General features: G+C 55.5%; 22 protein-coding genes. 5 read left to right on the top strand and 17 right to left on the bottom strand.

Annotation, left to right across the window (positions count from 1 at the left end; all coding sequences use genetic code 11):
• The first annotated feature begins 8 nt into the window (after positions 1-8).
• The 5 genes from ACXAIA_RS00930 (at position 9) to eutC (ending at position 5351) form a co-directional block, all read left to right on the top strand.
• Complete coding sequence (locus tag ACXAIA_RS00930) at positions 9-1139, top strand: ABC transporter substrate-binding protein (protein WP_475347691.1); 1131 nt, start codon at positions 9-11, stop codon at positions 1137-1139.
• Positions 1139-2200, top strand: a complete 1062-nt coding sequence (locus ACXAIA_RS00935; RefSeq protein ID WP_475343265.1) for a FecCD family ABC transporter permease — start codon at positions 1139-1141, stop codon at positions 2198-2200. The genes ACXAIA_RS00930 and ACXAIA_RS00935 overlap by 1 nt, the downstream gene beginning before the upstream one ends.
• Positions 2194-3018 (top strand): ABC transporter ATP-binding protein, encoded by an 825-nt coding sequence (locus tag ACXAIA_RS00940; protein WP_475347692.1) that lies wholly within the window; start codon positions 2194-2196, stop codon positions 3016-3018. Before ACXAIA_RS00935 ends, ACXAIA_RS00940 begins: the two co-directional genes overlap by 7 nt.
• Before the next feature lie 167 nt (positions 3019-3185).
• Positions 3186-4577 (top strand): ethanolamine ammonia-lyase subunit EutB, encoded by a 1392-nt coding sequence (locus ACXAIA_RS00945; RefSeq protein ID WP_475347693.1) that lies wholly within the window; start codon positions 3186-3188, stop codon positions 4575-4577.
• Positions 4578-5351 (top strand): ethanolamine ammonia-lyase subunit EutC, encoded by a 774-nt coding sequence (gene eutC / locus ACXAIA_RS00950; RefSeq protein WP_475347694.1) that lies wholly within the window; start codon positions 4578-4580, stop codon positions 5349-5351.
• Here the strand turns inward: eutC and ACXAIA_RS00955 are convergent.
• The 17 genes from ACXAIA_RS00955 to ACXAIA_RS01035 form a co-directional block, all read right to left on the bottom strand.
• Entirely contained in the window at positions 5348-5632 is a 285-nt protein-coding gene (locus ACXAIA_RS00955; RefSeq protein WP_475347695.1) for a YciI family protein, read from the bottom strand. The genes eutC and ACXAIA_RS00955 overlap by 4 nt on opposite strands.
• An 89-nt stretch (positions 5633-5721) precedes the next feature.
• Positions 5722-6156, bottom strand: coding sequence for a rubrerythrin family protein (locus ACXAIA_RS00960; RefSeq protein ID WP_475347696.1), 435 nt, complete (start codon positions 6154-6156; stop codon positions 5722-5724).
• A gap of 214 nt (positions 6157-6370) precedes the next feature.
• Complete coding sequence (gene irrA, locus ACXAIA_RS00965; RefSeq protein WP_063086087.1) at positions 6371-6811, bottom strand: iron response transcriptional regulator IrrA; 441 nt, start codon at positions 6809-6811, stop codon at positions 6371-6373.
• A 190-nt stretch (positions 6812-7001) separates the two neighbouring features.
• Positions 7002-8396, bottom strand: a complete 1395-nt coding sequence (locus ACXAIA_RS00970; protein WP_475347697.1) for an NAD(P)H-dependent flavin oxidoreductase — start codon at positions 8394-8396, stop codon at positions 7002-7004.
• A 98-nt stretch (positions 8397-8494) separates the two neighbouring features.
• The gene (pnp, locus tag ACXAIA_RS00975) at positions 8495-10618 is read right to left on the bottom strand and encodes a polyribonucleotide nucleotidyltransferase (RefSeq protein WP_475347698.1); all 2124 of its coding nucleotides are present in this window, start codon (positions 10616-10618) and stop codon (positions 8495-8497) included.
• 210 nt (positions 10619-10828) lie between these two features.
• Positions 10829-11098 (bottom strand): 30S ribosomal protein S15, encoded by a 270-nt coding sequence (gene rpsO, locus ACXAIA_RS00980; RefSeq protein ID WP_062957144.1) that lies wholly within the window; start codon positions 11096-11098, stop codon positions 10829-10831.
• 17 nt (positions 11099-11115) lie between these two features.
• Positions 11116-12042 carry a tRNA pseudouridine(55) synthase TruB gene (truB, locus tag ACXAIA_RS00985; RefSeq protein ID WP_297018396.1) on the bottom strand — a complete coding sequence of 309 codons (927 nt, stop codon included), beginning with the start codon at positions 12040-12042 and terminating at the stop codon, positions 11116-11118.
• Complete coding sequence (gene rbfA / locus ACXAIA_RS00990) at positions 12042-12461, bottom strand: 30S ribosome-binding factor RbfA (protein WP_475343243.1); 420 nt, start codon at positions 12459-12461, stop codon at positions 12042-12044. Before rbfA ends, truB begins: the two co-directional genes overlap by 1 nt.
• Positions 12462-12478: 17 nt before the next feature.
• Positions 12479-15151, bottom strand: coding sequence for a translation initiation factor IF-2 (infB, locus tag ACXAIA_RS00995; RefSeq protein WP_475347699.1), 2673 nt, complete (start codon positions 15149-15151; stop codon positions 12479-12481).
• An 80-nt stretch (positions 15152-15231) separates the two neighbouring features.
• Complete coding sequence (locus tag ACXAIA_RS01000) at positions 15232-15822, bottom strand: RNA-binding protein (RefSeq protein ID WP_475347700.1); 591 nt, start codon at positions 15820-15822, stop codon at positions 15232-15234.
• A 12-nt stretch (positions 15823-15834) separates the two neighbouring features.
• On the bottom strand, positions 15835-17397 hold the full coding sequence (gene nusA, locus ACXAIA_RS01005; protein WP_475347701.1) for a transcription termination factor NusA: 1563 nt from the start codon (positions 17395-17397) through the stop codon (positions 15835-15837).
• 9 nt (positions 17398-17406) lie between these two features.
• On the bottom strand, positions 17407-17907 hold the full coding sequence (rimP, locus tag ACXAIA_RS01010) for a ribosome maturation factor RimP (RefSeq protein WP_475347702.1): 501 nt from the start codon (positions 17905-17907) through the stop codon (positions 17407-17409).
• 200 nt (positions 17908-18107) lie between these two features.
• Positions 18108-18704 (bottom strand): biliverdin-producing heme oxygenase, encoded by a 597-nt coding sequence (locus ACXAIA_RS01015; protein ID WP_475347703.1) that lies wholly within the window; start codon positions 18702-18704, stop codon positions 18108-18110.
• A 134-nt stretch (positions 18705-18838) separates the two neighbouring features.
• Entirely contained in the window at positions 18839-20188 is a 1350-nt protein-coding gene (locus ACXAIA_RS01020; protein ID WP_475347704.1) for an HlyD family type I secretion periplasmic adaptor subunit, read from the bottom strand.
• Complete coding sequence (locus tag ACXAIA_RS01025) at positions 20185-21867, bottom strand: type I secretion system permease/ATPase (protein ID WP_475347705.1); 1683 nt, start codon at positions 21865-21867, stop codon at positions 20185-20187. The genes ACXAIA_RS01020 and ACXAIA_RS01025 overlap by 4 nt, the downstream gene beginning before the upstream one ends.
• A 167-nt stretch (positions 21868-22034) precedes the next feature.
• Positions 22035-22763, bottom strand: coding sequence for a calcium-binding protein (locus ACXAIA_RS01030; protein WP_475347706.1), 729 nt, complete (start codon positions 22761-22763; stop codon positions 22035-22037).
• Positions 22764-22943: 180 nt separating this feature from the next.
• Positions 22944-25670, bottom strand: coding sequence for a TonB-dependent receptor (locus ACXAIA_RS01035; protein WP_475347707.1), 2727 nt, complete (start codon positions 25668-25670; stop codon positions 22944-22946).
• Between the last annotated feature and the right edge of the window lie 172 nt (positions 25671-25842).

The raw sequence follows: 25842 nt of genomic DNA on the forward strand, positions 1-25842 counted from the left end.
AAACGGGAATGAAATTTTTGGGTGTATTTGCTGCGCTGACAATGCTGGTTACCGGCACTGCACAGGCAGCAGAATCGGTCACTGTAACCGATGTTACAGGACGCGAAGTCAAAGTCGAAGTACCAGTCCAGAAGGTCATTCTGGGCGAAGGTCGTCTGGTCTATGGTCTGGCAACGCTTGACAGCGAAGACCCATTCCAGCGTGTCGTTGGCTGGCGCGATGACCTCAAAAAAGCCGACCCGCAAGGATACGGCCTTTATGCTGCGAAATATCCGCGCATTGACGACATTCCGACCTTTGGCGGCATGAAAGACGGCACGTTCGACATCGAACAGGCCATTTCGGTCAATCCGGACGTCGTGATCATGAACCTGGAAGCCAAAAGCGCCACCGAAGATGGCGGTTTTGACGAAAAACTCGCCGCTGTTGGCATTCCGCTGGTCTATATCGACTTCCGCGAAGCGCCGATGAAAAATACCGACACCAGCATGAAAATCCTTGGTCTGCTGACCGGCAAGGAAGACCGTGCGGCGGAATTCATCAAGTTCCGTGCCGACAGCATCAAGAACGTCACCGATCGTATTGCCAAGGCAAACCCGGAAAAGCCGCAGGTCTTCATTGAACGTGCGGCAGGCTATTCCGAGGAATGCTGCATGTCCTTCGGGAATGAAAACTTCGGCAAAATGGTCGAAATCGCTGGTGGCGTGAACATCGCAGCATCAATTATTCCGGGCACATTTGGCACCATCAACCCTGAACAGGTAATCGCATCCAACCCGGACCAGTTCGTTGGTACCGGCGGTGACTGGGAAGCCTATGCACCGGGCATGGGATGGGTTCCGGTTGGACCGGGCGCTGATATGACCGAAGCAAAGCGCAAGCTTGACGGTTTGATGGACCGTCCAGCCTTTACCGGCATTGATGCCACCAAGAACGGCAACATTCACGTGGTCTGGCACCAATTCTATAACAGCCCGTATCAGTTCGTGGTGATCGAACAGATGGCAAAATGGTTCCACCCTGACCTGTTTGCTGACATCGATCCCGAAGCAACTTTCAAAGAGCTTCATGATCGCTTCCTGCCGCTCGATTATACGCCGGGCTATTTCATCTCGAGCAGCGATACAGCCACAAACTAATGGCGACCAACCAACTCAGCGTCGAAGCCGGGAGCGTGCATTACAAGGCACGCTCCCTGCGTCGTTTTCTGCTCCTGCTTGCAATGGCGGGGGCATTGTTTCTTTCGTTTGCCATCGATCTGGCGACGGGCCCGGCGAACTATCCGTTATCGGACGTGATCGCCACCCTGCTTGATCCATGGTCAGCCACCGATCAGATGCGCGTGGTGATCTGGGATATCCGCATGCCGGTCGCACTGATGGCGCTGACTGTCGGTGCGGCCCTGTCAACCGCCGGCGCACAGATGCAAACCATCCTTGCCAACCCGCTGGCCAGCCCGTTTACGCTGGGCATTTCGGCCGCTGCCGGGTTTGGCGCGGCACTGGCATTGGTCCTTGGTGTGGCGCTTCTGCCGGCCTTTGTGGATTTCATCATTCCGCTTAATGCCTTCATCATGGCGATGGGCACGGCACTGATCATTCATTTCTTTAGCCGCCTGCGCGGTGTGACGGTCGAAACCATCGTGCTGCTTGGCATCGCGCTGGTCTTTACCTTCAACGCGCTTTTGGCCCTGTTGCAGTATCTGGCAAGTGAACAGGCGCTGGCGGCTGTTGTCTTCTGGACTATGGGGTCACTGGTCAAGGCAACCTGGACCAAGGTGGCTGTCACTGCCGTTGCGGTCGTGATTGCCATTCCGCTCTTTACCCGTCAGGCATGGGCATTGACCGCCCTTCGTCTGGGCGATGCAAAGGCGGAAAGCTTTGGCGTGAATGTGCAGGGGCTTCGACTGCGTACCATGCTGATCGTAAGCCTTCTGGCCGCCATTCCGGTCTCGTTTGTTGGTACGATTGGGTTTATCGGCCTTGTCGGGCCGCATATTGCCCGCATGCTGGTCGGTGAAGATCAACGCTTCTTCCTGCCAGCATCGGTTCTGTGCGGGGCTTTGATCCTGTCGGCCACTTCGGTGCTGTCGAAATTGCTGATCCCGGGTGCGATCCTGCCGATCGGGGTGATTACCGCCCTTGTTGGTGTCCCCTTCTTCTTCTCGCTGATCTTCGCAAGTCGGAGGAAATCATGGTAACGCTGCGTCTTGAAGATATCGGAACCCGCTATGGCAAGGTGCAGGTGGTATCCGGTGTCACCACTCCGACCATCCAGCCGGGCACGGTAACCGCCGTCATCGGCCCGAATGCGGCCGGTAAATCCAGCCTGTTTCGCCGTGTCGCCGGCCTGGCCCAAGGCGGCGGCGTTGTCGATCTTGGATCACATAGCCCGGATCGCAACACGATCTGCTATATGCCCCAGGATACCGGTTCGACCGCGGTTCTGTCGGTCTATGAATCGGTTATTCTCGCCGCCAAGCAGGGCTCAAGCCTGCGTGTGCGCGCTGAGGAACTGGCTCGCATTGATGATATTCTGTCGGCTTTGCGCATTGGTGATCTTGCCGGGCGTAATCTGGGTGAGCTGAGTGGCGGGCAGCGCCAGTTGGTCGCCATTGCCCAGACATTGGTGCGTGATCCTAAGATCCTTCTGATGGATGAGCCGACATCGGCCCTTGATCTGCATCGGCAGATGGAAGTCCTGTCCTTCATGCGCGACGTGGCAAAAAATCAGAACATCATCGTCCTGATCGCCATTCACGACCTGAACCATGCCCTGCAATATTGCGATCAGGCCATGGCCATTCGCGATGGCAGGATGGTGGCGTTTGGCCCGTGTTCGGATGTCATCGACAGCGATCTTCTGCGCGATGTCTATCAGGTCGACGGCCATGTCGAGCTCAACTCGCTTGGCCATCCGCATATCGTGCTGCGCGGCCCAAGCGATGAAACCAACAGCCGTCACAATACCGCCGTTGGTCACAACGAACTGGCAGACACCGCATTGGCTGCTCAATAGGAAGGCGCAGCTTTCCTTGTGATTAAAAACTTTGCATTTAAGGCATTTTCTGCTTCCATGGAAGAATGATGATCATGCATCGCAACAGCGTCATGTTTGGCGCTGTTTTCCTTTGCGGACAGGGGGAAATTCCCTTGCGATGTTTTTCATGCTTCAGGAGGCAGAATTTGCAGACCGGCGCGCCATTCAGTTTTGAACGCTTTACCTTTCCCGACCTGAAAACCTTGTTGGCGAAGGCAAGTCCGCTTCGGTCGGGCGATGTGCTGGCGGGGCTTGCCGCAAGCTCGGATGAAGAACGGGTGGCGGCACGCTTTGCGCTGGCCGAAGTACCGCTTAAACGGTTTTTAAACGAGGTCCTTGTTCCTTATGAGGATGATGACGTCACCCGCATGATCATTGATGATCATGATCCCAATGCCTTTGCGCCGGTATCGTCCATGACCGTGGGTGAATTTCGCAACTGGCTTCTGACCGATGATGCCACCCCCGAAGCGCTGAAACATCTGGCCCCCGGCCTGACGCCGGAAATGGTGGCGGCTGTTTCTAAGCTGATGCGCAATCAGGATCTGATTGCGGTGGCCAAGAAATGCCATGTCGTGACGGCCTTTCGTAATACGGTCGGCTTGCCCGGCCATCTTTCGGTCCGGCTGCAGCCCAACCATCCGACCGATGATCCGGCTGGGGTGGCCGCCTCGATCCTTGATGGGTTGATGCATGGCAGTGGGGACGCGGTAATTGGTATCAATCCGGCGACGGATAGCCCGGAAGCCATGATCGAGCTTCTTAAGCTGATTGATGAAGTCCGCGAACGGATCGATATCCCGACCCAGTCCTGCGTTCTGGCCCATGTAACCACGGCAATTGATGTCATGGCGCGCAATGCACCGGTTGATCTGGTGTTCCAGTCAATTGCCGGCACGCAAAAGGCCAATGAAAGCTTTGGCATCAATCTGGCCATGCTGGCCGAGGCCGAAGACGCCGCCAAGGGCCTTAAACGTGGCACGGTTGGCGACAATGTCATGTATTTCGAAACCGGACAGGGGGCCGCCCTTTCGGCCGATGCCCACGAAGGCATTGATCAGCAAACCGTCGAGGCACGCGCCTATGCGGTCGCACGCAAATACTCGCCGCTTCTGGTCAATACGGTGGTCGGCTTTATCGGGCCGGAATATCTGTTTGATGGCAAACAGATCACCCGTGCGGGCCTTGAGGACCATTTCTGTGGCAAGTTGCTTGGTGTGCCGATGGGGTGTGATGTTTGCTATACCAACCATGCCGAGGCCGATCAGGATGACATGGACAACCTGCTGACCCTTTTGGGTGTTGCCGGGTGCAACTTCGTCATCGGGGTGCCGGGTGCGGATGACATCATGCTCAATTACCAAAGCACAAGCTTCCACGATGCGATGTATCTGCGCTCTGTCCTGGGGCTGCAACCGGCCCCGGAATTTGCCGCCTGGCTGCGCAAGATGGAAATTCTTGATCAGAATGGCCGCACCCGTCCGCAGCTTGACGGGCAGGCCGCCCAGAACCTTCTGGCATGGTCGGGGGCCGCTTAGATGAGCAACCTGACCGACAAGAAAATCCCGAGCGGCCTTGATCCGTGGAACACATTGCGCGTGCATACCGATGCCCGCATCGGCCTTGGCCGGGTGGGCGACGGGTTACCCACCGAACGGTTGCTGGAATTCCAGATGGCGCATGCGCGCGCCCGGGACTCGGTGCATATGGCCTTTGATGCCGGATCCGTCCGTGCCCAGCTTGATGGGTTGGATCAGCCGATCGTTGATGTCCATTCCGCCGCCCCGGATCGCCCGACCTATCTGCAGCGTCCCGATCTGGGTCGTTTGCTTGATGACGAGTCGACTGCGGCGCTTGGCAAACATGCCGGGGAATATGACGTCGCCTTCATTCTGGCTGATGGCCTGTCGGCACGTGCCACCCATGACCACGCGGCCAATACCCTGTCGCTGATCCTTGATCAATTGGGTGAAAGCTGGTCGGTCGCACCGGTGACACTCGCGACGCAATCACGCGTCGGTCTGGGCGATGAAATCGGTGCGGCGTTGGGGGCAAAACTTACGGTGATGCTGATCGGTGAACGCCCGGGTCTGTCGAGTGCAGACTCGCTTGGTTGCTATCTGACCTGGGGACCCAAGCGCGGCCGTTCGAACGCGGATCGTAACTGCGTATCAAACATCCGCCCGGCCGGCCTGAACCCGCAAAAGGCTGCGAAAAAGATCGCCTATCTGATGAGCGAGTCGCGCAAGATGGGCCTGTCGGGTGTGGCTCTAAAGGACAATTCATCCAACCCCGACCTGATCGAGGGCTAAGCCCTAAGCGGTTCAAGACCGTCTGCGACCATCACCGGATCAAATTCCGTGATGTGATAGTCAGCCAGATCATGCTGGTGAAACGGATCGCGTGTCAGTTCGTCTTCCAGCGCTGCGCGGTCGCCCTTGGCCAAAATCACCCCGCCATCGCGCGGGATCTTGCGCCCGGATGCCAGAAACATGCCCTTGGCATAGGCCTGCTTGAGCCACGCGATATGGCCTTCAATATGGGCATCAACCTGATCGAGTGGAACCTTGTAGCTCAGCGAAACGACAAACATCGGTTTTCCTGTCTTCGGTTTTGGATGCTCCAAAACTCTGTGGTTTTACACTTGATCACAAATCACGTTCTGGCGATCAGAACCGGGGATCAGGTCGCATCCGCCTGACTTCCCATCCGGGCAAGAAGGCGTTCAATCCGATCCGCATGCGCACTTTCGACCCGCGCCAGGCTTTCAAACCAGGCAGCGACATCTTCAAGGCCCTCTTCACGGGCAATGCGCGCCATTTCCGGATAGGCCGTTTCGGCCTCATCCTTTTCCTGTGCGATGGCAGCTTCAAGGTTAAGGCGCGTCGTGCCCATATCCTTGCCCGTCAGCGGATCGCCCGCGGATTCGAGAAATTCCAGATGGCCGAATGCATGGCCTGTTTCCGCCTCGGCCGCGGTGCGAAACAGCTCAGCAGCCTCGGCCTCGCCTTCGATATCGGCCTGCTGGGCAAAGTAAAGATAGCGTCGGTTGGTTTGCGCCTCGGCGGCGAAGGCCGCGCGCAGGTTTGCCTCGGTACGTGTTCCCTTGAGCGCCATGTGCGCTGATCCTTGTTATTGTTCGCCCGTTACACTGACGGTGTAAGGGCAAAAGTCGCAAAAAATAAGGCGGCAGAACCAAGTGGTTCTGCCGCCCTTTATTTGTTGTCAAATCCACCGTCGTCAAGCAGAGCAGGGGCAATTGCACTGATCAGACGTCAGATTTCATCTGCCTGTCACCTGCGCAAGAGTACGCAAGGGACGGCGCATTATGTCAGGCCGCGTCTTTTGCCGCCTGATTGCGACGCAGACGGAAGACCAGATCGACCGATGCCAATTCCGTACCGTTCGGCATGTTCGGAATATTGGCGATCTTGACGTCACCAGCCGGGATATCGGACAGCATGCCGTCTTCTTCGCAATAGAAATGGTAATGCGGTTCGGTGTTGGTATCGAAATAGGACCGACCCGAATCAATCACGATTTCATTGAGAAGGCGGGCATCGGTGAACTGGTGCAAAGTGTTGTAAACCGTTGCCAGCGATACCTTTATATTGTTGCTCATGGCTTCGGAATGCAGCTGTTCTGCCGTGACGTGACGATGACCATCATCAAACAGCAAACGTGCCAGTGCCAAACGCTGACGCGTGGGACGCAGATTGGCATCCTTGAGCCGGTTAAGCGCGTTGGTATATGGACGCGATGTATGTCCCATAGCTTTGCCCCTTTGTCGTGGTCGGGCCAAAATCCGCATGGCCCTGTTGAATTCTTGGCATAGACTAAAGAACCCCGACGCGTTGTTCTTTGATTTTGATCAACTATAATCGCAGGGTGAAATAACGCTAAATACAAACAAAAAGGGCCGGTAAAAACCAGCCCTTTTTTTATTTGATCCGAGATCAGGATCAGTCGCCCGTCATGATGCGATCGACCAGTTCCTTCACGGTCGGAATATTGCCGTTGGCATAGAACGGATCTTCGCCAAACTTGTAGGCATTGTGACCGGCAAACATCAGCTCATGTTCGACATCGGCACCATGCGCAATATTCTGCAGCGTCTTCTGAATGCAGAAGGAGCGCGGATCGGCACGCTTACCGGTGGTGCCTTCATGCTGTTCCCAGTTGGAGAACTGGCACTGCGACAGGCAGCCCATGCAATCGATCTGGTCTTTCTTGATCGTCAGCGCGCTTTCCGGGGTGACAAACACCATGGTGTCATCCGGGGTCGGCATGCCTTCGGTATAACCGGCTTCAAGCCAGCCCTTGACCTTGTCGGCATCATCTTCACGCACATAGATCGGACGACCGCGACGGCCCAACGGAATACCGACATGCAGATCTGCCTCGGCGGTACGCGAATAGCGGACCTGACGATCAGAACGCTGATGCAGATCTTCGAGGAAGTCGTTGCGTACAGCCGAGCTATAGAAGCCCGTCGGGCTGAATTTATGCAACGACACATCGCCGTTCTGCAGACTGGTCAGACGGGATTTCCAGTCATCGGAAATCTCGCTTTCCTGGGTCAGAAGCGGACGCGTCCCAAACTGGAAGGCCACCGGGGCGACTTCCGGATTGTCGATCCAGTCTTCGAAATCGCGCAGGTACCATACCCCACCGGCCATGATGATCGGAACATCATTGAGGCCAACGGAATTCATGAATTCACGAAGGGCGGCCACACGCGGGAACGGATCTTCGGGGACCAGCGGATCTTCGGAATTCGAAAGGCCATTATGGCCACCGGCACGCCACGGATCTTCATAGACCACGCCGCCCAGCCATTCCGGGATCTTTTTGTACGAACGCAGCCACAACGCACGAAACGCACGCGCCGAAGACACGATCGGATAATAATGCACGCCATACTGTGCAGAAATCTGCGCAATCTTGTATGGCATACCCGCACCACAGGTCACACCGTGGATGAGACCTTTGGCACCTTCGAGAACACCATGGAGAATGGGTTCAGCACCGCCCATTTCCCACAAAACATTCATATGCAAGCGGCCTTCGCCATTGCGCATTTCATGTGCAATCTGCGCCTGCGCAATCCCGCCACGAATGCCATAGGCGATCAGTTCCTGATGACGGTCACTACGGGTTTTTCCTGCATATTCGATCGGGACCAGATTGCCGTTCTCGTCATAAGAATCGGCATTCACAGCGGAAAAAGTCCCGATACCACCGGCAGCAGCCCATGCGCCGGAACTTCTACCCGTCGATACAGCAACGCCTTTGCCACCTTCAATAACTGGCAAGACTTCTTTACCCGACATGACGAGCGGTTTAAGGGCTTTCAAATTCGTCTCTCCCATTCGGCATTTGCCCGCGACACCAAGGTATCGCGCAGAGTGCCGGACGACGTCGCGTTTTTATCGTCGTCCGGCATCCCGTTAGCTTATTCGGCGTCGCCTGCTTCGAGGTCGGCACCGGTTTCCTGGTCAACACGTTTCATCGACAGTTTGATTTTGCCGCGATCATCGAAACCGATGACTTTGACCTTAACCTGGTCGCCTTCTTTCACGATGTCCGAAACCTGTTTGACACGCTCAGGTGCCAGTTCCGAAATGTGAACAAGACCGTCGCGCGCACCGAAGAAGTTTACGAATGCACCGAAATCAACAGCCTTAACGACCTTACCGTCATAGATATGATTCAATTCAGGTTCCGCAACGATGGATTTGATCCAATCCACTGCCTGCTTGCCTTTGGCACCATCGGTATGTGCGACAGTGATCGAACCATCATCTTCGATGTCAACTTTTGCACCGGTTTCTTCGCAGATTTCGCGAATGACCTTGCCGCCCGAACCGATGACGTCACGAATTTTGTCTTTCGGGATCGAGAACTGGGTGATGGTCGGTGCGTTGCCCGAAACTTCACCACGTGCTTCCGGCAGTGCCTTGGACATTTCGCCAAGGATGTGCAGTCGGCCATCACGTGCCTGTTTCAGCGCAATCTGCATGATTTCCGCAGTCACCGAGGTGATCTTGATGTCCATCTGCAGCGAGGTAACGCCGTTCTCGGTACCGGCAACCTTGAAGTCCATGTCGCCAAGGTGATCTTCGTCACCCATGATGTCGGACAGGACAGCAAAGTCTTCGGCTTCCTTGATCAGGCCCATGGCGATACCGGCAACCGGACGTGCCAGCGGAACACCGGCATCCATCATCGCAAGCGAGCTTGCGCAAACCGTCGCCATCGAGGACGAACCGTTTGATTCGGTGACTTCCGAAACGATACGGGTGGTGTACGGGAAGGCATCCTTGCTCGGCATCAGCGGATGCAGCGCACGCCATGCCAGTTTACCGTGACCGATTTCACGACGGCCCGGCGAACCCATACGGCCAGCTTCACCAACCGAATAGGGCGGGAAGTTGTAATGCAGCATGAAGCCTTCACGGTATTCACCGTCAAGCGCGTCAACGATCTGCTCGTCCTGACCGGTACCAAGGGTAACAACAGCCAGTGCCTGGGTTTCACCACGGGTGAAGATCGAGGAACCGTGCGAACGCGGCAGAACCGAAACTTCGCCCATGATCGGACGAACGTCGGCACCGGTACGGCCATCGATACGCTTGCCGGTTTTCAGGATCGCACCGCGAACGATGTCTTTTTCCAGATCCTTGATGATCGAGGAAACCTTGCCTTTGAGTTCGTCAGGAACCTCATCACCAAGTTTTTCAACGATGTCGGCTTTCGCCGCAGCAACAGCAGCTGAACGCTCCTGTTTTACAACGTTTGCGTAAGCTGCGGTCAGGCCTTCGGTGCCCAGTGCAGCAACTTTTTCGACCAGCGCGTCATAGCCATCCGGAAGACCGGCAACTTCGCGCGGCTCTTTGGCAGCTTCTTCAGCCAGATCGATGATCAGGTCGAGAACGCCCTGGAACTGTTCGTGACCGAATTTGACCGCGCCAAGCATGACGTCTTCGGACAGTTCGGATGCTTCGGATTCAACCATCATCACGCCGTCGCGGGTACCCGCAACAACAAGATCAAGGTCGCTTTCCTTAACCGCTTCGGTCGACGGGTTGAGGATGTATTCGCCATCCTTGTAACCAACGCGGGCCGCACCGATCGGGCCGAGGAACGGCAGACCGGAAATGGTCAGTGCCGCCGAGGTACCGATCATTGCAACCACGTCCGGATCGTTTTCCATGTCATGCGACAGAACGGTACAAACGATCTGGGTGTCATTGCGATATTGCGGGTGGAACAGCGGACGGATCGGACGGTCGATCAGACGCGAAACAAGGGTTTCTTTTTCGGACGGACGGCCTTCACGCTTGAAGAAGCCACCCGGGATTTTGCCGGCAGCAAATGCTTTTTCCTGGTAGTTAACCGTCAGCGGGAAAAAGTCGACATCCGGGCGCGGCTGTTTTGCGCCAACAGCAGTACACAGGACAACGGTTTCACCGTAGGTGACCTTGACGGCACCATCTGCCTGACGGGCAATTTTACCGGTTTCAAGAACCAGTTTGGCATTGCCCCACTGCATTTCCTTACGGACGACATTAAACATTATTTTCTCTTCCTCTTACAAACCTCTGGCGGACCCGAAAGTGTACACGAGTTCCGAACACATTACTCATGAGGCTTGCATGACAGCGTCATGAGTAATGGGTCCGGCGTAAGCATCGGGTCGGCCCATCCGACCCTGCTTCTCGTGCTCCGATCCACCGGAACAATAAAAAAAACGACGGCGGAGGTCACCCTCCGCCGCAGTTCGATATCAGCGGCGAATACCGAGGCGTTCGATAACGCTCTCGTAACGCGACTGGTCTTTGCGCTGCAGGTACTTCAGCAGGCGGCGACGCTGACCAACCATCATGAGAAGACCACGACGGCTATGGAAGTCGTGGTTATGTTCTTTCATGTGCTCGGTAAGGTTCTTGATCCGTTCGGTCAGGATAGCAACCTGGACTTCGGGGGAACCGGTGTCACCGTCTTTCTGAGCGTATTCCTTGATCAGCTCAGCTTTGCGTTCAGCAGTAATCGACATCAGGCATCCTTTCGCCTTTAGAGATTAAAAACACGCACAGGACGGATTTCGCCACCATTGATCTCAGCCAACGCTACCGCGCGGTCATCGAGCATGGCACAGACGATTTCGTCCTGCACGACGGGGTTTTCAAGGGCATTGCGCTTTGCCACCGGCAACAGCCCGACAGGCTGGCCAGAGGAAAGGCGTTGCGCCTCGACTTCGGTCAGGGCCAGCGCCGGGATGTCGTCCAGCGCGGTCTCAACCGGAAGCAGTTTCTTCATCACCTCGTCCGGGTCCATATCCAGCAGTTCCTGCAGGGGAATGGCGTTCCCTTCCGAAAACGGCCCCGCCGAAGTCCGGCGCAGCGCGGCGATATAGCCGACAGTCCCAAGGCGCAGCGCGATATCGCGCGCCAAAGATCGCATATACGCACCTTTGCCCGACACAACGTCAAGCACGGCATGATCGCGATCTGGCATGTCGACCAGTCGAAGATCCTTGATCAGAATCGGACGTGGCTGCAACACCACATCTTCATCGCGACGGGCAAGATCATAGGCACGCTTGCCATTGACCTTGATCGCCGAAAACTTTGGCGGCACCTGCTGGATTTCACCGATGAATTCACCCAGCACAGCCTTGATTTCGTCTTCAGTCGGACGATGGTCGGAAGTTTCGATCACCTCGCCTTCGGCATCATCCGTACTGCGCGCTTCGCCGAATTTCAGCGTCACGCGATAGCTTTTACTGCCATCCATGACATAAGCAACCGTTTTGGTTGCTTCGCCAAAGGCAATCGGCAGAACGCCGGACGCCAGCGGATCAAGTGTCCCGCCATGTCCGGCCTTGTTGGCATCCAACAGACGGCGCACCTGATTGACCACGGTTGATGACGTGATCTCCAGGGGCTTGTCGACCGCCAGCCAGCCATTAATGCTTTTACCGCGACGGCGACGCGCCATCAGTCGTCCTCATCTTCCGGGTCACCCGACCGGTCATCCACAAGATCCTGCGCGACATGCGGGTCACGAAGGAGGGCACCTATATGGTCAGCGACATCAAAACTCTTGTCTTCGACAAATCGCAATGCAGGCACATATTTCATATGGACCGTATGGGCCACATGATTGCGCAGGTGTCCTTTCTGACGCATCAACGCCTTCATCGACGTTTCCGCTTCACCGCCGCCAAGCGGGGTAAAGGATACCATTGCATTACGCATATCCGGGGAAAGATTGACACCCGTGATGGTCACCGGGCGCCGGGTCAGTTCCGGATCGTAAATGTCTCCACGCTCCAATGCCTGCGACAGCGCCTGACGGATTTCTTCCGCCACGCGGAGCTGTCGCTGACTTGGTGCTTTGGCCGGTTGCTTCGCCATTTCAGTTCCTCACCGTCTTACAGTTCGACGGCAATTTCCTCGTTCTCGAAGCACTCGATGACATCGCCAGCCTGGATATCGTTGTATTTGGCAAACGACATACCGCACTCATAGCCCTCGCGGACTTCCTTGACTTCGTCCTTGAAGCGACGGAGCGTCGAAAGTTCGCCGGAATGAATGACGACATCGTCGCGCAGCAGGCGCACACCTGCGCCGCGTTTGACGATACCCTCGGTGACCATGCAACCGGCAATCTTGTTGCCAGAGATGGTGAAGATGTCGCGGATTTCTGCGTAACCCAGGAATTTCTCGCGAACTTCCGGGGAAAGCATGCCCGACAGCATCTTTTTGATGTCATCAGCAACATCGTAAATGATCGAGTAGTAACGAATATCGACGTTGTCACGGCGGGCCTGTTCACGGGCCTGCTGGTTTGCACGCACGTTAAAGCCGATGATCAGCGCATTGGATGCGCGCGCCAGCGTAACGTCGGATTCGTTGATACCACCGACACCGCTATGCAGAACGCGGACCGAGACTTCCTCGTTACCAAGTTTCTGCAAGGTGCCGATAAGCGCTTCGACAGAACCCTGCACGTCACCCTTGATGACGATCGGGAGTTCTTTGACCTCACCGCTCTGCGAGAACATGTTCTCGAGCGCGGATTTCTTCATCGCGGCAGCCTGGGTTTCACGAATGCGGCGCTGACGGAAGTCAGACACTTCACGTGCCTTGGCTTCGTTTTCAACAACCACAAAGTCGTCACCGGCAGACGGCACACCGTTCAGACCGGTCACCTCGACCGGCATCCCCGGGATGGCTTCGCCAACACGGTTACCGTGATCATCGATCAGGGCACGGACACGACCCCATTCCGGGCCGGTGACAAAGATGTCACCCGTGCGCAGCGTACCGCGCTGAACCAGAACGGTTGCGACCGGACCACGGCCTTTTTCCATACGGGCTTCGACAACAACACCATCGGCAACACGTTCCGGGTTGGCTTTAAGGTCAAGCACCTCGGACTGCAGCAGAATGGCTTCTTCCAGTTCGGTCAGGCCAGTGCGCTGTTTGGCTGAAACTTCAACCGCTTGAACGTCGCCACCCATTTCCTCGACCACAACTTCATGCTGAAGAAGTTCGGTTTTCACCTTGTTGGCATTCGCGCCCGGCTTGTCGATCTTGTTGATCGCGACAATCATCGGAACGTCGGCTGCCTTGGCGTGGCTGATCGCTTCAATCGTCTGCGGCATGACCGAGTCATCGGCAGCAACAACCAGAACCACGATATCGGTAACCTGTGCACCGCGCGAACGCATTTCGGTAAATGCGGCGTGGCCCGGGGTATCGATAAAGGTAATTTTCGAGCCGGTTGCCATGGTGACCTGATAGGCACCAATATGCTGGGTAATGCCACCGGCTTCGCCACCGGCAACGTCGGTAGAACGCAGCGCATCAAGCAGCGAGGTTTTACCGTGGTCAACGTGGCCCATGACGGTCACGACCGGCGGACGACCGACCAGCTGTGCGTCGTTGTCGTCAGCACTGACCAGTGCTTCTTCAACGTCGGCATCGGAAACACGGCGCATGTTATGGCCAAATTCCTCGACCACGAGCTGTGCGGTATCTGGATCAAGGCTCTGGTTGATGGTCGCCATAACGCCCATGCTCATCAGGGTCTTGATCACGTCTGCCGCACGTTCAGCCATACGGTTGGCGAGTTCCTGGACAGTAATAACGTCCGGGATAACCACATCACGCACGACTTTTTCCTTCGGTTTCTGCGGCCCTTGGGCACGCGCTTTTGCTTTGGCCTGCTGGCGCTTGATCGATGCCATGGAACGACGGCGACCACCTTCGTCACCGCTCATTGCATTGTTGATCGAAAGCTTGCCACGGCGGCGGCCATCGTCACCCTTGCCGCGCGCTGCGCGACCGGCTTCTTCTTCTGCACGCTTGCGCGCTGCCACACGGGCGTTCTCTTCTTCAATTTCCTTGCGGCTTTTGGACTTGCCATCTGCCGGGGCAGCACGGCGACGCTCTTCGGGGACGAGCGGCTCTGCCGGCTCACCCTGAATAACGTTTTCCTCAGCCTTCGGCTTGGCAGCCGGTTTCGGCTTGGAAGTCTTGCCCTTGGCGGTCGAGGCAGCAAGCTGCTGTTCAACTTCTTCCACAGACGGGGAGTCGCCTTTGGCCTCAGCCGGTGCTTCTTCCTTCTTGGCCTCTTCTTCGGCCTTTGCCTTGGCTTCTTCTGCCTTGCGGGCTTCTTCCTCGGCCTTGCGTGCCGCTTCTTCACGAGCGCGAATTTCGGCGCCCGCTTCGTCCTGCTTGCGGCGCTCTTCAGCAGCCTTCAAAGCAGCCATGCGGGCAGCACGTTCGCTATCGGTCAGATTGCCGTGATCATCAACGGTCGGACGCGATTTCGGCTCTTCAACCGGCTCTTTCTTGACTTCCGGTTCCGGCTTTTCTGCCGCCGGTGCCTGCTCTTCAACGAGATCCTTCTTCACTTCACGGAAGCGACCGGATTCGTTCTTTTCGAATGTACGCTTCTTACGCACTTCGACGGTCACAGATTTTGACCGTCCATGCGAGAAGTTCTGGCGAACCTGCCCGGCCTCGATCGTCTTGCTCAATTCAAGCTTCGATCTGTTGAGGCTCAGCGGTTTCTTCTCCTGTTCGCGATCACTCATAATCCGTCCAACTTCCTCATTTCCTGCGGGATCGGGCACATCTGCCGATCCTGTCCTGTCCGTCTGGCGCTTGTCTGATCTCAGACAGCGCGAAATCCTTCAAGCCGCTTGCATGAACGCCCCAACCGGTTGGCAAGGCCTCCTGGCGCAACGGCCACATGTACTGCTTTTTCGCGACCAAAAGCCGCGCCGATTTCAGCAGCATCCAGAACGGAATAAATCGGCAGATCCCGGGCCTTGGCCTCGATCTTGGATTTTCCGTCTGCGGCACCATCGCGTGCCGCCAATATCAAGGCTGCGCCCTCGGCAATCTGGGCACGGGCCTTTTCAAATCCTGCAACAGCCTGTCCGGCACGTCGCGCCAGCGACAACAGATCGATACATTTGCGCGTCAGCAATTCCTCGATCCGGTCTGCAAGTGCGGTGTCGACCACGACTTTTTGCCGGGCCGCCCGGGCAAAGGCGTTCTTTGCACAGGCGGTATTTATCACATCCCGCGACGGGCACAACCATAATCCCCGTCCCGGCAGCCGTTCCTCAAGGTCGGGAACAACCGAACCATCCGGCCCGATTACAACCCTGAGAAGATCTTCCTTGTACCGGACTTCGCCGGTGACAATGCACCGGCGTTCCGGAACCTCGGCTACCTTGCCGCCTTTACGATGCGACATGGCATCCTCCGATCAGGCTTGCGCCTCTTCGCCTTCGGCAGTTTCTTCGGTCTCTTCTTCAAGACCATCGAACCAGCCAAGCTTGCGACGGGCTTCCATGATCATGTCGTTGGCCTGATCCATGGTAATGGTATCGGCATCTGCGACATATTCGATCAGCTCGTCACTGGCGAGATCAGCAAAGTCTTCAAGGTTTTTGACGTCGTTTTCGCCAAGGCGAACAACAACGGCAAGCGACAGCCCCGGGAATTCGACCAGATCGTCGGCAACCTTGAGCTCCTCACGACGCTTCTGAAGGCGCTCTGCCTCTTCGGAAAGGAAGGTACGTGCGCGGTTGCGCAGTTCTTCGGCGATTTCTTCTTCGAAACCTTCGATCTCGGCCAGTTCTGCCAGCGGCACGTAACCGACTTCCTCGATCGAGGTAAAGCCTTCGGCAACGAGGAGATGGGCTATAACTTCGTCAACATCAAGGGCCTTGATGAACATTTCCGCACGCTTGCGTGCTTCTTCCTGACGACGTTCGCTTTCGTCTTCCTCGGTCAGAATGTCGATATCCCAACCGGTCAGCTGGGAAGCCAGACGCACGTTCTGACCGCGACGGCCAATGGCGAGGCTCAGCTGATCGTCCGGAACGACGACTTCGATACGGTTGGTTTCTTCATCAATAACAACCTTGGTGACCTCGGCCGGGGCCAATGCGTTCACAACGAAGGTCGCCGGATCTTCCGACCACTGGATGATGTCGATTTTCTCGCCCTGCAGTTCGGCAACAACAGCCTGCACGCGCGAACCGCGCATACCGACACAGGCGCCAACCGGGTCAATCGAGTTGTCCGAGGACAGAACCGAGATTTTGGCGCGCGAACCCGGGTCACGGGCAACCGACTTGATCTCGATAATGCCGTCGTAGATTTCCGGAACTTCCTGGGCAAACAGTTTTGCCATGAAGGTCGGGTGGGTACGCGACAGGAAGATCTGCGGGCCACGCTGTTCACGACGGACATCAAGGATCAGGGCACGTACCCGGTCCCCCTGACGCACGGTCTCGCGCGGGATCAGTTCTTCACGGCGCAGGATCGCTTCGGCACGGCCGATATCAACAAGAACGTTGCCGAACTCGACACGCTTGACGACGCCGTTGATGACTTCGTCTGCACGGTCCTTGTATTCCTCGAACTGGCGTTCGCGCTCTGCGTCGCGCACTTTCTGCACGATGACCTGCTTTGCGGTCTGGGCAGCGATACGACCAAAATCGATCGGCGGCAGCGGATCAACAAGGAATTCACCAAGATTGATGTTCTCGTCACGGATACGCGCCTGTTCGAGCGACATCTGGGTGAAATCGTTTTCGATTTCATCGGTGACTTCGATGTAACGGGCGAGTTTGATTTCGCCGGTTTTACGGTCGATATGCGCACGAATGTCATGCTCGTGACCATATCTGGAACGACCGGCCTTCTGAATGGCCTGTTCCATGGCACCGAGAACTTCGTCACGATCAATGCCCTTTTCACGGGCAACGGCATCAGCGACCTGCAAAAGTTCCGGCCGCGGCATTCCCGAAGTTGCTTCCATATCCAACCTCTATTCTGCGTTATCGTCAGTCCGGCGATCACCGGTGACGTGCGCGATCAATTCATCTGTCAGCACCAATTTCGCTTTCGCGATATCGGCCAACGGCAACAAGACACGTTCGCCATCCACAATCAGGGCGACCGCATTATCTTCAATCCCATCCAGCACACCGCTGAAACGGCGACGACCATTCATGGCCATCACCAGCTCGACCTTTGCCTCAAATCCCTTCCACACATCAAAATGCGCGGCACGGGTCAGCGGGCGGTCGATACCCGGGGAACTGACTTCAAGGTGATAGGCACCTGAAATCGGATCCTCAACATCCATCAGGGCAGAAACCGTACGGCTGATTTCGGCGCAATCTTCAACATTGATGCTGCCTTTGGCATCCGGACGATCCGCCATGATCTGCAGGATATTGTGGTCCTGCCCGGTCATCGAAACGCGAACCAGCTCAAAGCCCAGCGCGTTGAGTGACGGCTCGATAATCTCTGCGATTTTCGCCATCAACGGGTCTTTTAACTGTTGTCCAATCAGCTCAGCCATAAAGCGATGCCATACCCCAAAAAGCACAAAAGAGCGGGCGCGAGGCCCACTCTTTGTCAGAATTTACAAAAAGCTTGGCGGCTTTATACAGCCGGTTTGCGCAGAAATCAAGTCAGGATACCGGCACACAACGCCATTCAACCCAAGGATTCCGGGCGGGTTCAAACCGACGGCTGCGGGGCGGCCAAACCACGGAAGAAGGCAAAGGCATTCACAGCCCCGTCACGCACGGCTTGCTCGTCCTTTGCATCAAGCGCCAAGCCATTGACCTGCTCTGCAAATTCACGCCAGTGCTTGCCACGGCCTTCGACATGACCGGCCAGATGGCGGGCGCCAAATTGCGCATGAAGGCCGATCTTGTCAGCCGCCTTAAGCAAGAAGGCCGCGCCCAGTGATGACCCCTCACAAACATAAAGCCAGCCCACTCTTTCTGCACCATCGGCGTTAATCGGCATCCGACTCCAGTCTTCTTCCGCATCATACCCAAGGTCCGCCATATCGGCACAGACAGCATCATATCGGCTGCGCTCTACCAGGCCCGGAATGGCATCATTCAGATCATCTGCCGCATAGAGTGATTTCATCCGGCCATGAAATATATGTTGCAAGCGCAAGAAGCGCAGATAGTTGTCGCGGCTGTCGAACGGTTCCATGGCCATAACCATGTCATCCACCGACTGATGTGCGCTGCGCGTCGATTGCTTGAGTTCTTCGAGACGGGTCATGTCCGCCAGTGCCTGACCTGATACAGCATTCATTGCCGTTGCCCTTTCCTTAAGTCCGGTCCTAAGTCCAGCCGAATGGTTCATTGCCGTTCGGCTCTCTTTTCCCAAGACGGGTCAGGCGAGCTGATATCTGAAACTCACCGTGCGAAATCATTCCACGGGAAAGATCAGTCCTCGCGAAACGCGCGGGCAAACTGATCAGATAGTGGTTTGAACAGATAACTCAGCGCAGAGCGCTCCCCGGTTGCGAGGAATGTCTCAACCGGCATGCCGGGCACCAGTTCGCGACCTTCAAGTTTGGCCACTTCACCGGCTTCGATGCGCACACGTACATTATAATAGGTCTCACCGGTCAGTTCATCGCGATCAAGATCAGCCGACACAAAGGATACCTGACCGTTAAGTTCCGGGGTGGTTCGCTGATTAAAGGCTGTGAAACGCAGCATGGCGGTCTGGCCGACCACGACCTGTTCGATGTCACGCGGATTGACCTTTGCTTCGATCACCAGTTCATCGCGATCCGGCACAATCCCCATGATCCTGTCACCCGGTCCAATGACGCCACCAACCGTGTGCACGGCAAGCTGATAAACCGTCCCGTCATAGGGTGCGCGAATATCGATCCGGCGCAACTGGTCACGCAGCGCGATTTCACGCTGCATTAATTGGGCGATCTGCTGATCAATATCGGTCAGTTCGCCAAGAACCTCCGTCTGCCGATCACGATCAAGCTGCAGGATTTGCATCTCGGTTTCCGAAATCTGCATGCGTGTTGCGGCGATCTGGGCGGTCAGTTCGCCATGCCGGCCATCAAGGCTTGCGCGTTCGCGGCGCAGGGCAGCGACCCGCGTGATCGGCACAAGTTGTTTGGCAAACAGGGTTTCAAGCCCGGTCAGTTCATCAACGATATGATGGCGCTCTTCCTCATTGGCGTTTTTCTGCGCGGTCAGGCCCACAACCGTTTCTGAAAGCTGGGAAAGCTTTTGGCGCAATTGTTCCTTTTCACCTTCCAGACTGTTTTTACGGGCCGCAAACAGACTGACTTCAGCTGCGATCAGCTCGGATATCTTCGGTTCCGACTTACGGTCGACAAAGGCTGCAGGAACTTCAAGAGCAGGCAGGTTGTCACGTTCACCGGTCAGACGCATGCGTCTGGCAATCAAGGCCGACAATTGTGTTTCGACAATCCCGAGGCTTGCGCGTGCCATCGTATCGTCAAGGCGGATCAAAAGATCACCCGCCGCAACCCGGTCGCCGTTTTTCACATTGATCTGGCCGACAATGCCACCTTCTGAATGCTGCACATCCTTGACGTTGCTTTCGACAACGAGCTTGCCCGTGGCAACCACCGCACCGGACAGCTGCGCAAAAACAAGCCATAACACACAGCTGGTAAACAGCACGGCAACGATGCCGCCCCCCCAAACAACATGGCGGCGCAGTGTTGCAATCGCTGGCGACATCACCTGGGGATCTGCCGATCCGCTTGGCCCGGTGGCAAGCTGTAATCTGGTCATGCGGTTTCTCCCACCTGTCTGACGGTTTTGCGCATGATGTCGTCACGTTTGCCAAACGCCACCTGACGGCCATCCTGAATAACGGTCGCAAGGTTCACGGTTGCAAGCGCACTGGGCCGGTGCGCGATCAGAACGACAATCGCCCCGCGGGCACGCGCATCCCTGACGGCTTGAAGCAAGGCTTGCTCGCCGAGGCTGTCGAGACTGGCATTGGGTTCATCAAGCACAATCAGGAACGGATCGCCAAACAAGGCACGGGCAAGGCCAATACGTTGCCGCTGCCCACCTGACAGAACAACACCGCCACTGCCAATCCGGGTGTCATAACCATTGGGCAGGGACAGGATCATTTCATGGGCGCCAGCTGCCTTTGCCGCCGAAACAATGGCGCTGTCGGTCGCGTCACTCTGCAACCGGGCAATGTTGCGCGCAATTGTATCGTCAAACAGCGCCACATCCTGGGGCAAATAGCCGATATGACGGCCAAGATCGACCGGGTTCCAGTGGGAAAGCTCCGCCCCGTCAAGACGGATATTGCCACCGCGAAATGCCCCCATACCAACCAATGCTCGGCCAAGGGTCGACTTTCCCGAGCCGCTTGGCCCGATCACACCAAGTCCGTCGCCAGCCTTGAGAACAAGTTCGCCAACCCGCAACAGGACCTTGTCTTTGCCGGCTTTCTGATTGCCGGGCGTGCCGATCACAAGACCGGAAACCGAAAGGCTCTCAGACGGCGCTGGCAGAGTTGTTGTGTCCGCTTTATCGGAAATATCTGGCAGAAGCGCATCAAGACGCCCCCATGCTTGTCGTGCAGCTACAAATCCGCGCCAATTGGCGATGGCCTGCTCAACCGGTGACAAGGCACGCGCGGTTAAAATTGATGCAGCGACCATCGCACCGGGGGTGACTTCCTGCTTGATCGCAAGATAAGCACCAAGTGCCAATACGCCGGACTGCAGCGCCAGACGAATGACCTTGATATAGGCCGAAAAGGTCGACGTAACGTCACCAACGGCGGTGTTGTCGTTCAAATACAGATTGTTTTGTTTGGCCCATGCCCCGCGAAAGGCATCTTCCATGCCCATCGCACGAATGGCCTCGGCATTTTGCCGTCCGGCTTCAATCAACGCATTGCGCCTGACAATCTGACTGTTCATCCGCGCGACTTTCTTCCGCGTCACAAATTCACTGATCAGGGTCAGGACAATCAGGACCATCCCACCAACAAGGGCCAGCACGCCAAGCCAAGGGTGGAAGGCAAAAACGATCCCAAGGAAAAGCGGCATCCACGGCAAATCACATATCGCCACAGGCCCGGAACCGCCAAGAAACTGTCGGATCTGATCAAGATCACCAAGCGGCTGAGAGGTTTCGCGGCCGTTTTTCAGGCGCAGATCCAAGGTGCTCGAAAGAGCCATGGGTCCGGTCTGTTCATCGACCCGCCAGCCAACCCGGACCAACATGCGCGCACGCAGGGCATCAACCGCACCAAGAAACAGATAAAGACCGACCACAAGCCCGATCAGGGCAATCAAGGTCGGGATGCTCTGGCTTGCCAGAACACGGTCATAGACCTGAAGCATGAAAAGCGGGCCGGTCAGCATCAAAAGATTCGACACGCCACTCATCGCGCCGACGGCCAGAAAGGCACCGCGCAATGCGCCAAGGGCACGACTCATCGGTCCGGAATGCGTCGAAGGCTGGGTGGGGCTTTGGGATGCTTTGACAAACACGCTTTTGATACACCAGTCATCTGAGTTAGGTTTGGGTGGGTGCCGCTGTTACGCGGCACCCTGCAATCAAGACTTTGTGCCCGTTCCGCGGCTTGCGGGACGGGCCGTTTTCGTTAAACGAAGTCCGTTGCATCAAGGTCGTTGAAATCAACACCGGTCAGGGTGACGGCGCCATTGGCATGGGTGATCACGGCATTGCCTGCGCCATCATCACCGATGGTGACCGAGTTGTAATCGATATCAAGAAGGTCGGTACCATCGGTGAAGTCGGTGATGGTGTCGTCACCAAAGCTTGACGAGGTATCGAACTCAAAGGTGTCCGCCCCGCCGTTGCCGGTCAGAACGTCATCACCAGCCCAACCGCCGATCACGTCATCGCCAGTGCTGCCGTTGATTTCGACACCTTCGGAATCAAAAACAGACTGCAACTCGGAACTGTCACCGCCGTAAAGAGCGGTCAGAACCGTACCGGTTTCCGAACTGCTCAGGTCCAAGCCAGAAATATCAACCGACGAGTCGCTCAGGGAGTAGTCGCCGTTGCCATCCTGCACCAGAGTCTCACCGAAAGAGAGTTCGTCGAGATTTCCGACGATCTCGTGGGTGCTGATGTCATAAGTGAATTCATCACCCCCGCCGGTGGTTGCGAGGAAACCATCGGTGTAGCTCGAAGAACTATCTTCATCGCTGAGGTAGTATTGCGGACCGTCAAAAAGGCCACCATTCAGGAACTGACCCCAGTTGAACGTACCTTTGGAAAAATTGGCATCGAAATCTGCTAGCAGACCGTGCAGATCAACACCGTTACCGGAACCATCTGCGTTCAGATCAATTGCAATAGTCATTTAGACATCTCCTATTTTTTCGCCCCAACCATTGGAACGATATAGTGAGGATGACTCTTATTCTCACTATGAGTCAACAAAATAATGTTTAAAATCAATACGTTAACGAAATCCAAAACAAGTTTATCCGGTCAGATCAATGATCTGACCGGTGAGTGGCATTTTTCCTTTTAAAACGGCTTAGAAGTTGCCGCTAAGGCTGATGATCGCGGTACGTCCCGGTGCCGGCGCATACGTTCCTCCGCTTCCTTGAACATACCCCTCATCAAACAGGTTATTGACGGCAAACCGCAGCTTCACAGCATCGTTAATCTCGTAAGAACTGTAGAAATCGAAGACACGGTATTTGTAATACTCGCCACCAACGGTCGACAGGCTCACCGACCCGACTTGAGAACCATAGTTTTCTTCCGGGTAAACAAAGGTCGCCCGCATCCCCAATACAAGATCCTGATTGAAAAGACGGAACCCGCCATCAAGCGTATATTTGCGTTTGGGCGGAGCATAAATGCCGAACAAGCCACCCACGGTACCGTAAGTACCTGCACTCTGCGCAGCGGCAGAATAGGTAGTATCAAGAATGAACTGATTGTAATTCCCGATCAGATCGATGTCTGATGTGGTCAGTGTGCCGCCGAAATAGTACTCGCCAGCATCATAGAAAGCCTCGAGCTCGGTACCGGTCATATAAACAGGATCGGTAAGGTTGACCATGCCAGCCCCAACTGATGGCCAGTTGGCAGTCGGAAGGGATGGAAGTGGCACAAAGCCCACAGTCGTGTAATTCTCGATTGTTGAGCGATAGTAAGACAATTTAGCCCTGAACCCGTCACCCTGTTGAATGACGTTATCAAACATCAGGTTGACACCAACTTCCTTGGTTTCAACCTCTTCGGCCTTGAGATTGGCGTTCGAGAAATAGGTAACCGGCTGTTCACCAATATGCATCCCCTTGAACATGGTTTCCATGATCGTAGGGGCCCGCAGGTTTTCACGATAATTGGCAAAGAATTGCAGACCTGGATACGGCGTCACGCTTGCGCCGATAGATGGAGAAATCCGGTCCTCTGACAGATCAACGTCAATGGGAACATCATTTCCACTGCCACACTGCTGCGATGTGAAACCACCGGGTAATGCTTCACACCAGTAAGAGTCACCCGTCAATTCGTAGCGATCATAACGAAAACCACCATTAATCTGAAACATGTCGTTCCAGCCATAAGTCGCAGTCACATAGCCGCCATAAACGTCACGCTCGCCAGAAGGCGTTGTCCCTTCTGCCTGATAGGCGGCACCAGACCCACCAAGATCTTCGACTTCCGAAGTTGTCTTTGCCCGGTCATGATAAAACTCGGTTCCATAGTCAAAACTGACATTGCTTAAACCATCCCCCACCGAGAACAGGTCAAATCTGCTGGTATTGGCCAGATCAAGACCCGTCGTATCAAGTTTGTAGTCGGTGTCGTAGGGGTTTTGGTTGACCGTACCATTGCTATTGAATCTGGTCGGTCGATATTGGTTGCTTTCCGTTCGGGTCCAATAGGCATTGGTATCCAGATCGACCATATCACTTGACGGATTCCAGTTATGTTTTGCAGTCAAGGTATGGGTTTTGGTTTCGTTCAAATCGGGCTTTGTGTTCGTGACATCATTGGTCTTGGTGTAATTGCTCTTTGAACCGACATAGCCAAGATTGAGTTCCTGATCATCTGTCAGGAAGACATTGGCTTTCACCAGGCCGGATGTCTGACGAAGAAAGGTATATTCGGGCCGGGAACTGTAAACGTCATGAAAATTGTCGTTTCCATCAGTAAACAGCGCCGGGTTATGTTTGCCCGGACTGTAGTTACCAATGACTTTCCGGCTTACCGCAGCCGAAATATCAAACCGCGGCGCAACCCTGACTCCTGCCGCGACGTCGCCGGCAAATTCGTACTCATTTGTACCGTGACTGACATTGACCTTGCCGCCCCATTTTTCACCATCATCCAGAATGTCTTGGGTATTCAGGGTACGCATTGTGACAATACCTGCGGATGAACCAGCGCCACCATTCTGGTTAAGGTTGGATTTTTCGATCTCTACTTCTGCCAACAAGGCGGGATCGAGATACACACGCGAAGATGTGCCATGTGTCGTCTGGTTATAGTTCTGACGTGCACCGTCGATATTGACGTTTACACGCCCCATTTCCTGCTGGCCGCGCACATTTACAGTCAATCCCGGGTCACGGGCATCATTTGAAACATCAACACCAGCAACCTGGTTGAAGATGTCGCGTGCCTCACGCACCGGGGCTTTGCGCATGCTTTCCTGGGTGATCACCGCCACAGAGCCGGGGGTGGAATAAACCTCATCGGGAACACCATTCGGCCCCATTACGCGACGTCTTGCCGTCACGACAACAGGTGCTGTCACGAAGTCATTATCATCATTGCTTACACCGCTTGGATCGATGACCGAGATCGTCGTCGCGTTCAGGGCTTCCCAGCTGAGACCGCTTTGCGACAACATTCTGTCCAATGCGTCGGTCGCGCTCATCTTCCCTGATACAGCGGTGCTTTGAACCCCGTCGGGCAAAGACCCGTCAATTGCAACATCAACTCCGGAAATTCTCGAAAAGGCCACCAGTGCCATCGCAAGCGGCTGTGACTCAATGTCAAACGCATGGATCTCGTTTGAAAGGCCGGAAGAAGATGAACTGTTTTGTGCAATCTCAAATGCTGACGGCATGTCAGCGGTAGATTTTTCGATTGATTGTGCAGTCGCCCCTGCAGGCGCCATTGCAATCAATCCATAGCCCAGCGCACCAATCGCCAGAACCTTCACACCCCCCAAGGATGTGCCCGATTTGAGAGTTGTCTTTCTGGTATCGCCGAGGCGACCCACCCCATCTGAAGGCATTTTATTATGGTCTCCTGATTTCACGAATGCAACTTAGTCGCATTGTTGTTTCGCTACTTTCTCAGACGAGGGGATTTTGCACTTATCTGAAACAAAATGATATTTTTTGAAAATAATTGTTATTTGCAATTATATACCCGCTGACCTCTGCGAGACAGAGCCAGACATTTGG

This window comes from Thalassospira sp. ABL2_045 (assembly GCF_056161285.1).

What these genes read in the sequence shown, in the direction of transcription:
- ACXAIA_RS01015 (WP_475347703.1), bottom strand. Translation starts at nt 18,704, where the DNA reads ATGAATGCTGTATCAGGTCAGGCACTGGCGGACATGACCCGTCTCGAA.
- ACXAIA_RS01020 (WP_475347704.1), bottom strand. Translation starts at nt 20,188, where the DNA reads ATGACCAGATTACAGCTTGCCACCGGGCCAAGCGGATCGGCAGATCCC.
- ACXAIA_RS00930 (WP_475347691.1), top strand. Translation starts at nt 9, where the DNA reads ATGAAATTTTTGGGTGTATTTGCTGCGCTGACAATGCTGGTTACCGGC.
- ACXAIA_RS01025 (WP_475347705.1), bottom strand. Translation starts at nt 21,867, where the DNA reads ATGAGTCGTGCCCTTGGCGCATTGCGCGGTGCCTTTCTGGCCGTCGGC.
- pnp (WP_475347698.1), bottom strand. Translation starts at nt 10,618, where the DNA reads ATGTTTAATGTCGTCCGTAAGGAAATGCAGTGGGGCAATGCCAAACTG.
- ACXAIA_RS01035 (WP_475347707.1), bottom strand. Translation starts at nt 25,670, where the DNA reads ATGCCTTCAGATGGGGTGGGTCGCCTCGGCGATACCAGAAAGACAACT.
- rimP (WP_475347702.1), bottom strand. Translation starts at nt 17,907, where the DNA reads ATGGCGAAAATCGCAGAGATTATCGAGCCGTCACTCAACGCGCTGGGC.
- infB (WP_475347699.1), bottom strand. Translation starts at nt 15,151, where the DNA reads ATGAGTGATCGCGAACAGGAGAAGAAACCGCTGAGCCTCAACAGATCG.
- rbfA (WP_475343243.1), bottom strand. Translation starts at nt 12,461, where the DNA reads ATGGCGAAGCAACCGGCCAAAGCACCAAGTCAGCGACAGCTCCGCGTG.
- eutC (WP_475347694.1), top strand. Translation starts at nt 4,578, where the DNA reads ATGAGCAACCTGACCGACAAGAAAATCCCGAGCGGCCTTGATCCGTGG.
- ACXAIA_RS00955 (WP_475347695.1), bottom strand. Translation starts at nt 5,632, where the DNA reads ATGTTTGTCGTTTCGCTGAGCTACAAGGTTCCACTCGATCAGGTTGAT.
- ACXAIA_RS00935 (WP_475343265.1), top strand. Translation starts at nt 1,139, where the DNA reads ATGGCGACCAACCAACTCAGCGTCGAAGCCGGGAGCGTGCATTACAAG.
- ACXAIA_RS01030 (WP_475347706.1), bottom strand. Translation starts at nt 22,763, where the DNA reads ATGACTATTGCAATTGATCTGAACGCAGATGGTTCCGGTAACGGTGTT.
- rpsO (WP_062957144.1), bottom strand. Translation starts at nt 11,098, where the DNA reads ATGTCGATTACTGCTGAACGCAAAGCTGAGCTGATCAAGGAATACGCT.
- irrA (WP_063086087.1), bottom strand. Translation starts at nt 6,811, where the DNA reads ATGGGACATACATCGCGTCCATATACCAACGCGCTTAACCGGCTCAAG.
- ACXAIA_RS01000 (WP_475347700.1), bottom strand. Translation starts at nt 15,822, where the DNA reads ATGTCGCATCGTAAAGGCGGCAAGGTAGCCGAGGTTCCGGAACGCCGG.
- ACXAIA_RS00940 (WP_475347692.1), top strand. Translation starts at nt 2,194, where the DNA reads ATGGTAACGCTGCGTCTTGAAGATATCGGAACCCGCTATGGCAAGGTG.
- nusA (WP_475347701.1), bottom strand. Translation starts at nt 17,397, where the DNA reads ATGGAAGCAACTTCGGGAATGCCGCGGCCGGAACTTTTGCAGGTCGCT.
- truB (WP_297018396.1), bottom strand. Translation starts at nt 12,042, where the DNA reads ATGGCGCGTCGCCGTCGCGGTAAAAGCATTAATGGCTGGCTGGCGGTC.
- ACXAIA_RS00960 (WP_475347696.1), bottom strand. Translation starts at nt 6,156, where the DNA reads ATGGCGCTCAAGGGAACACGTACCGAGGCAAACCTGCGCGCGGCCTTC.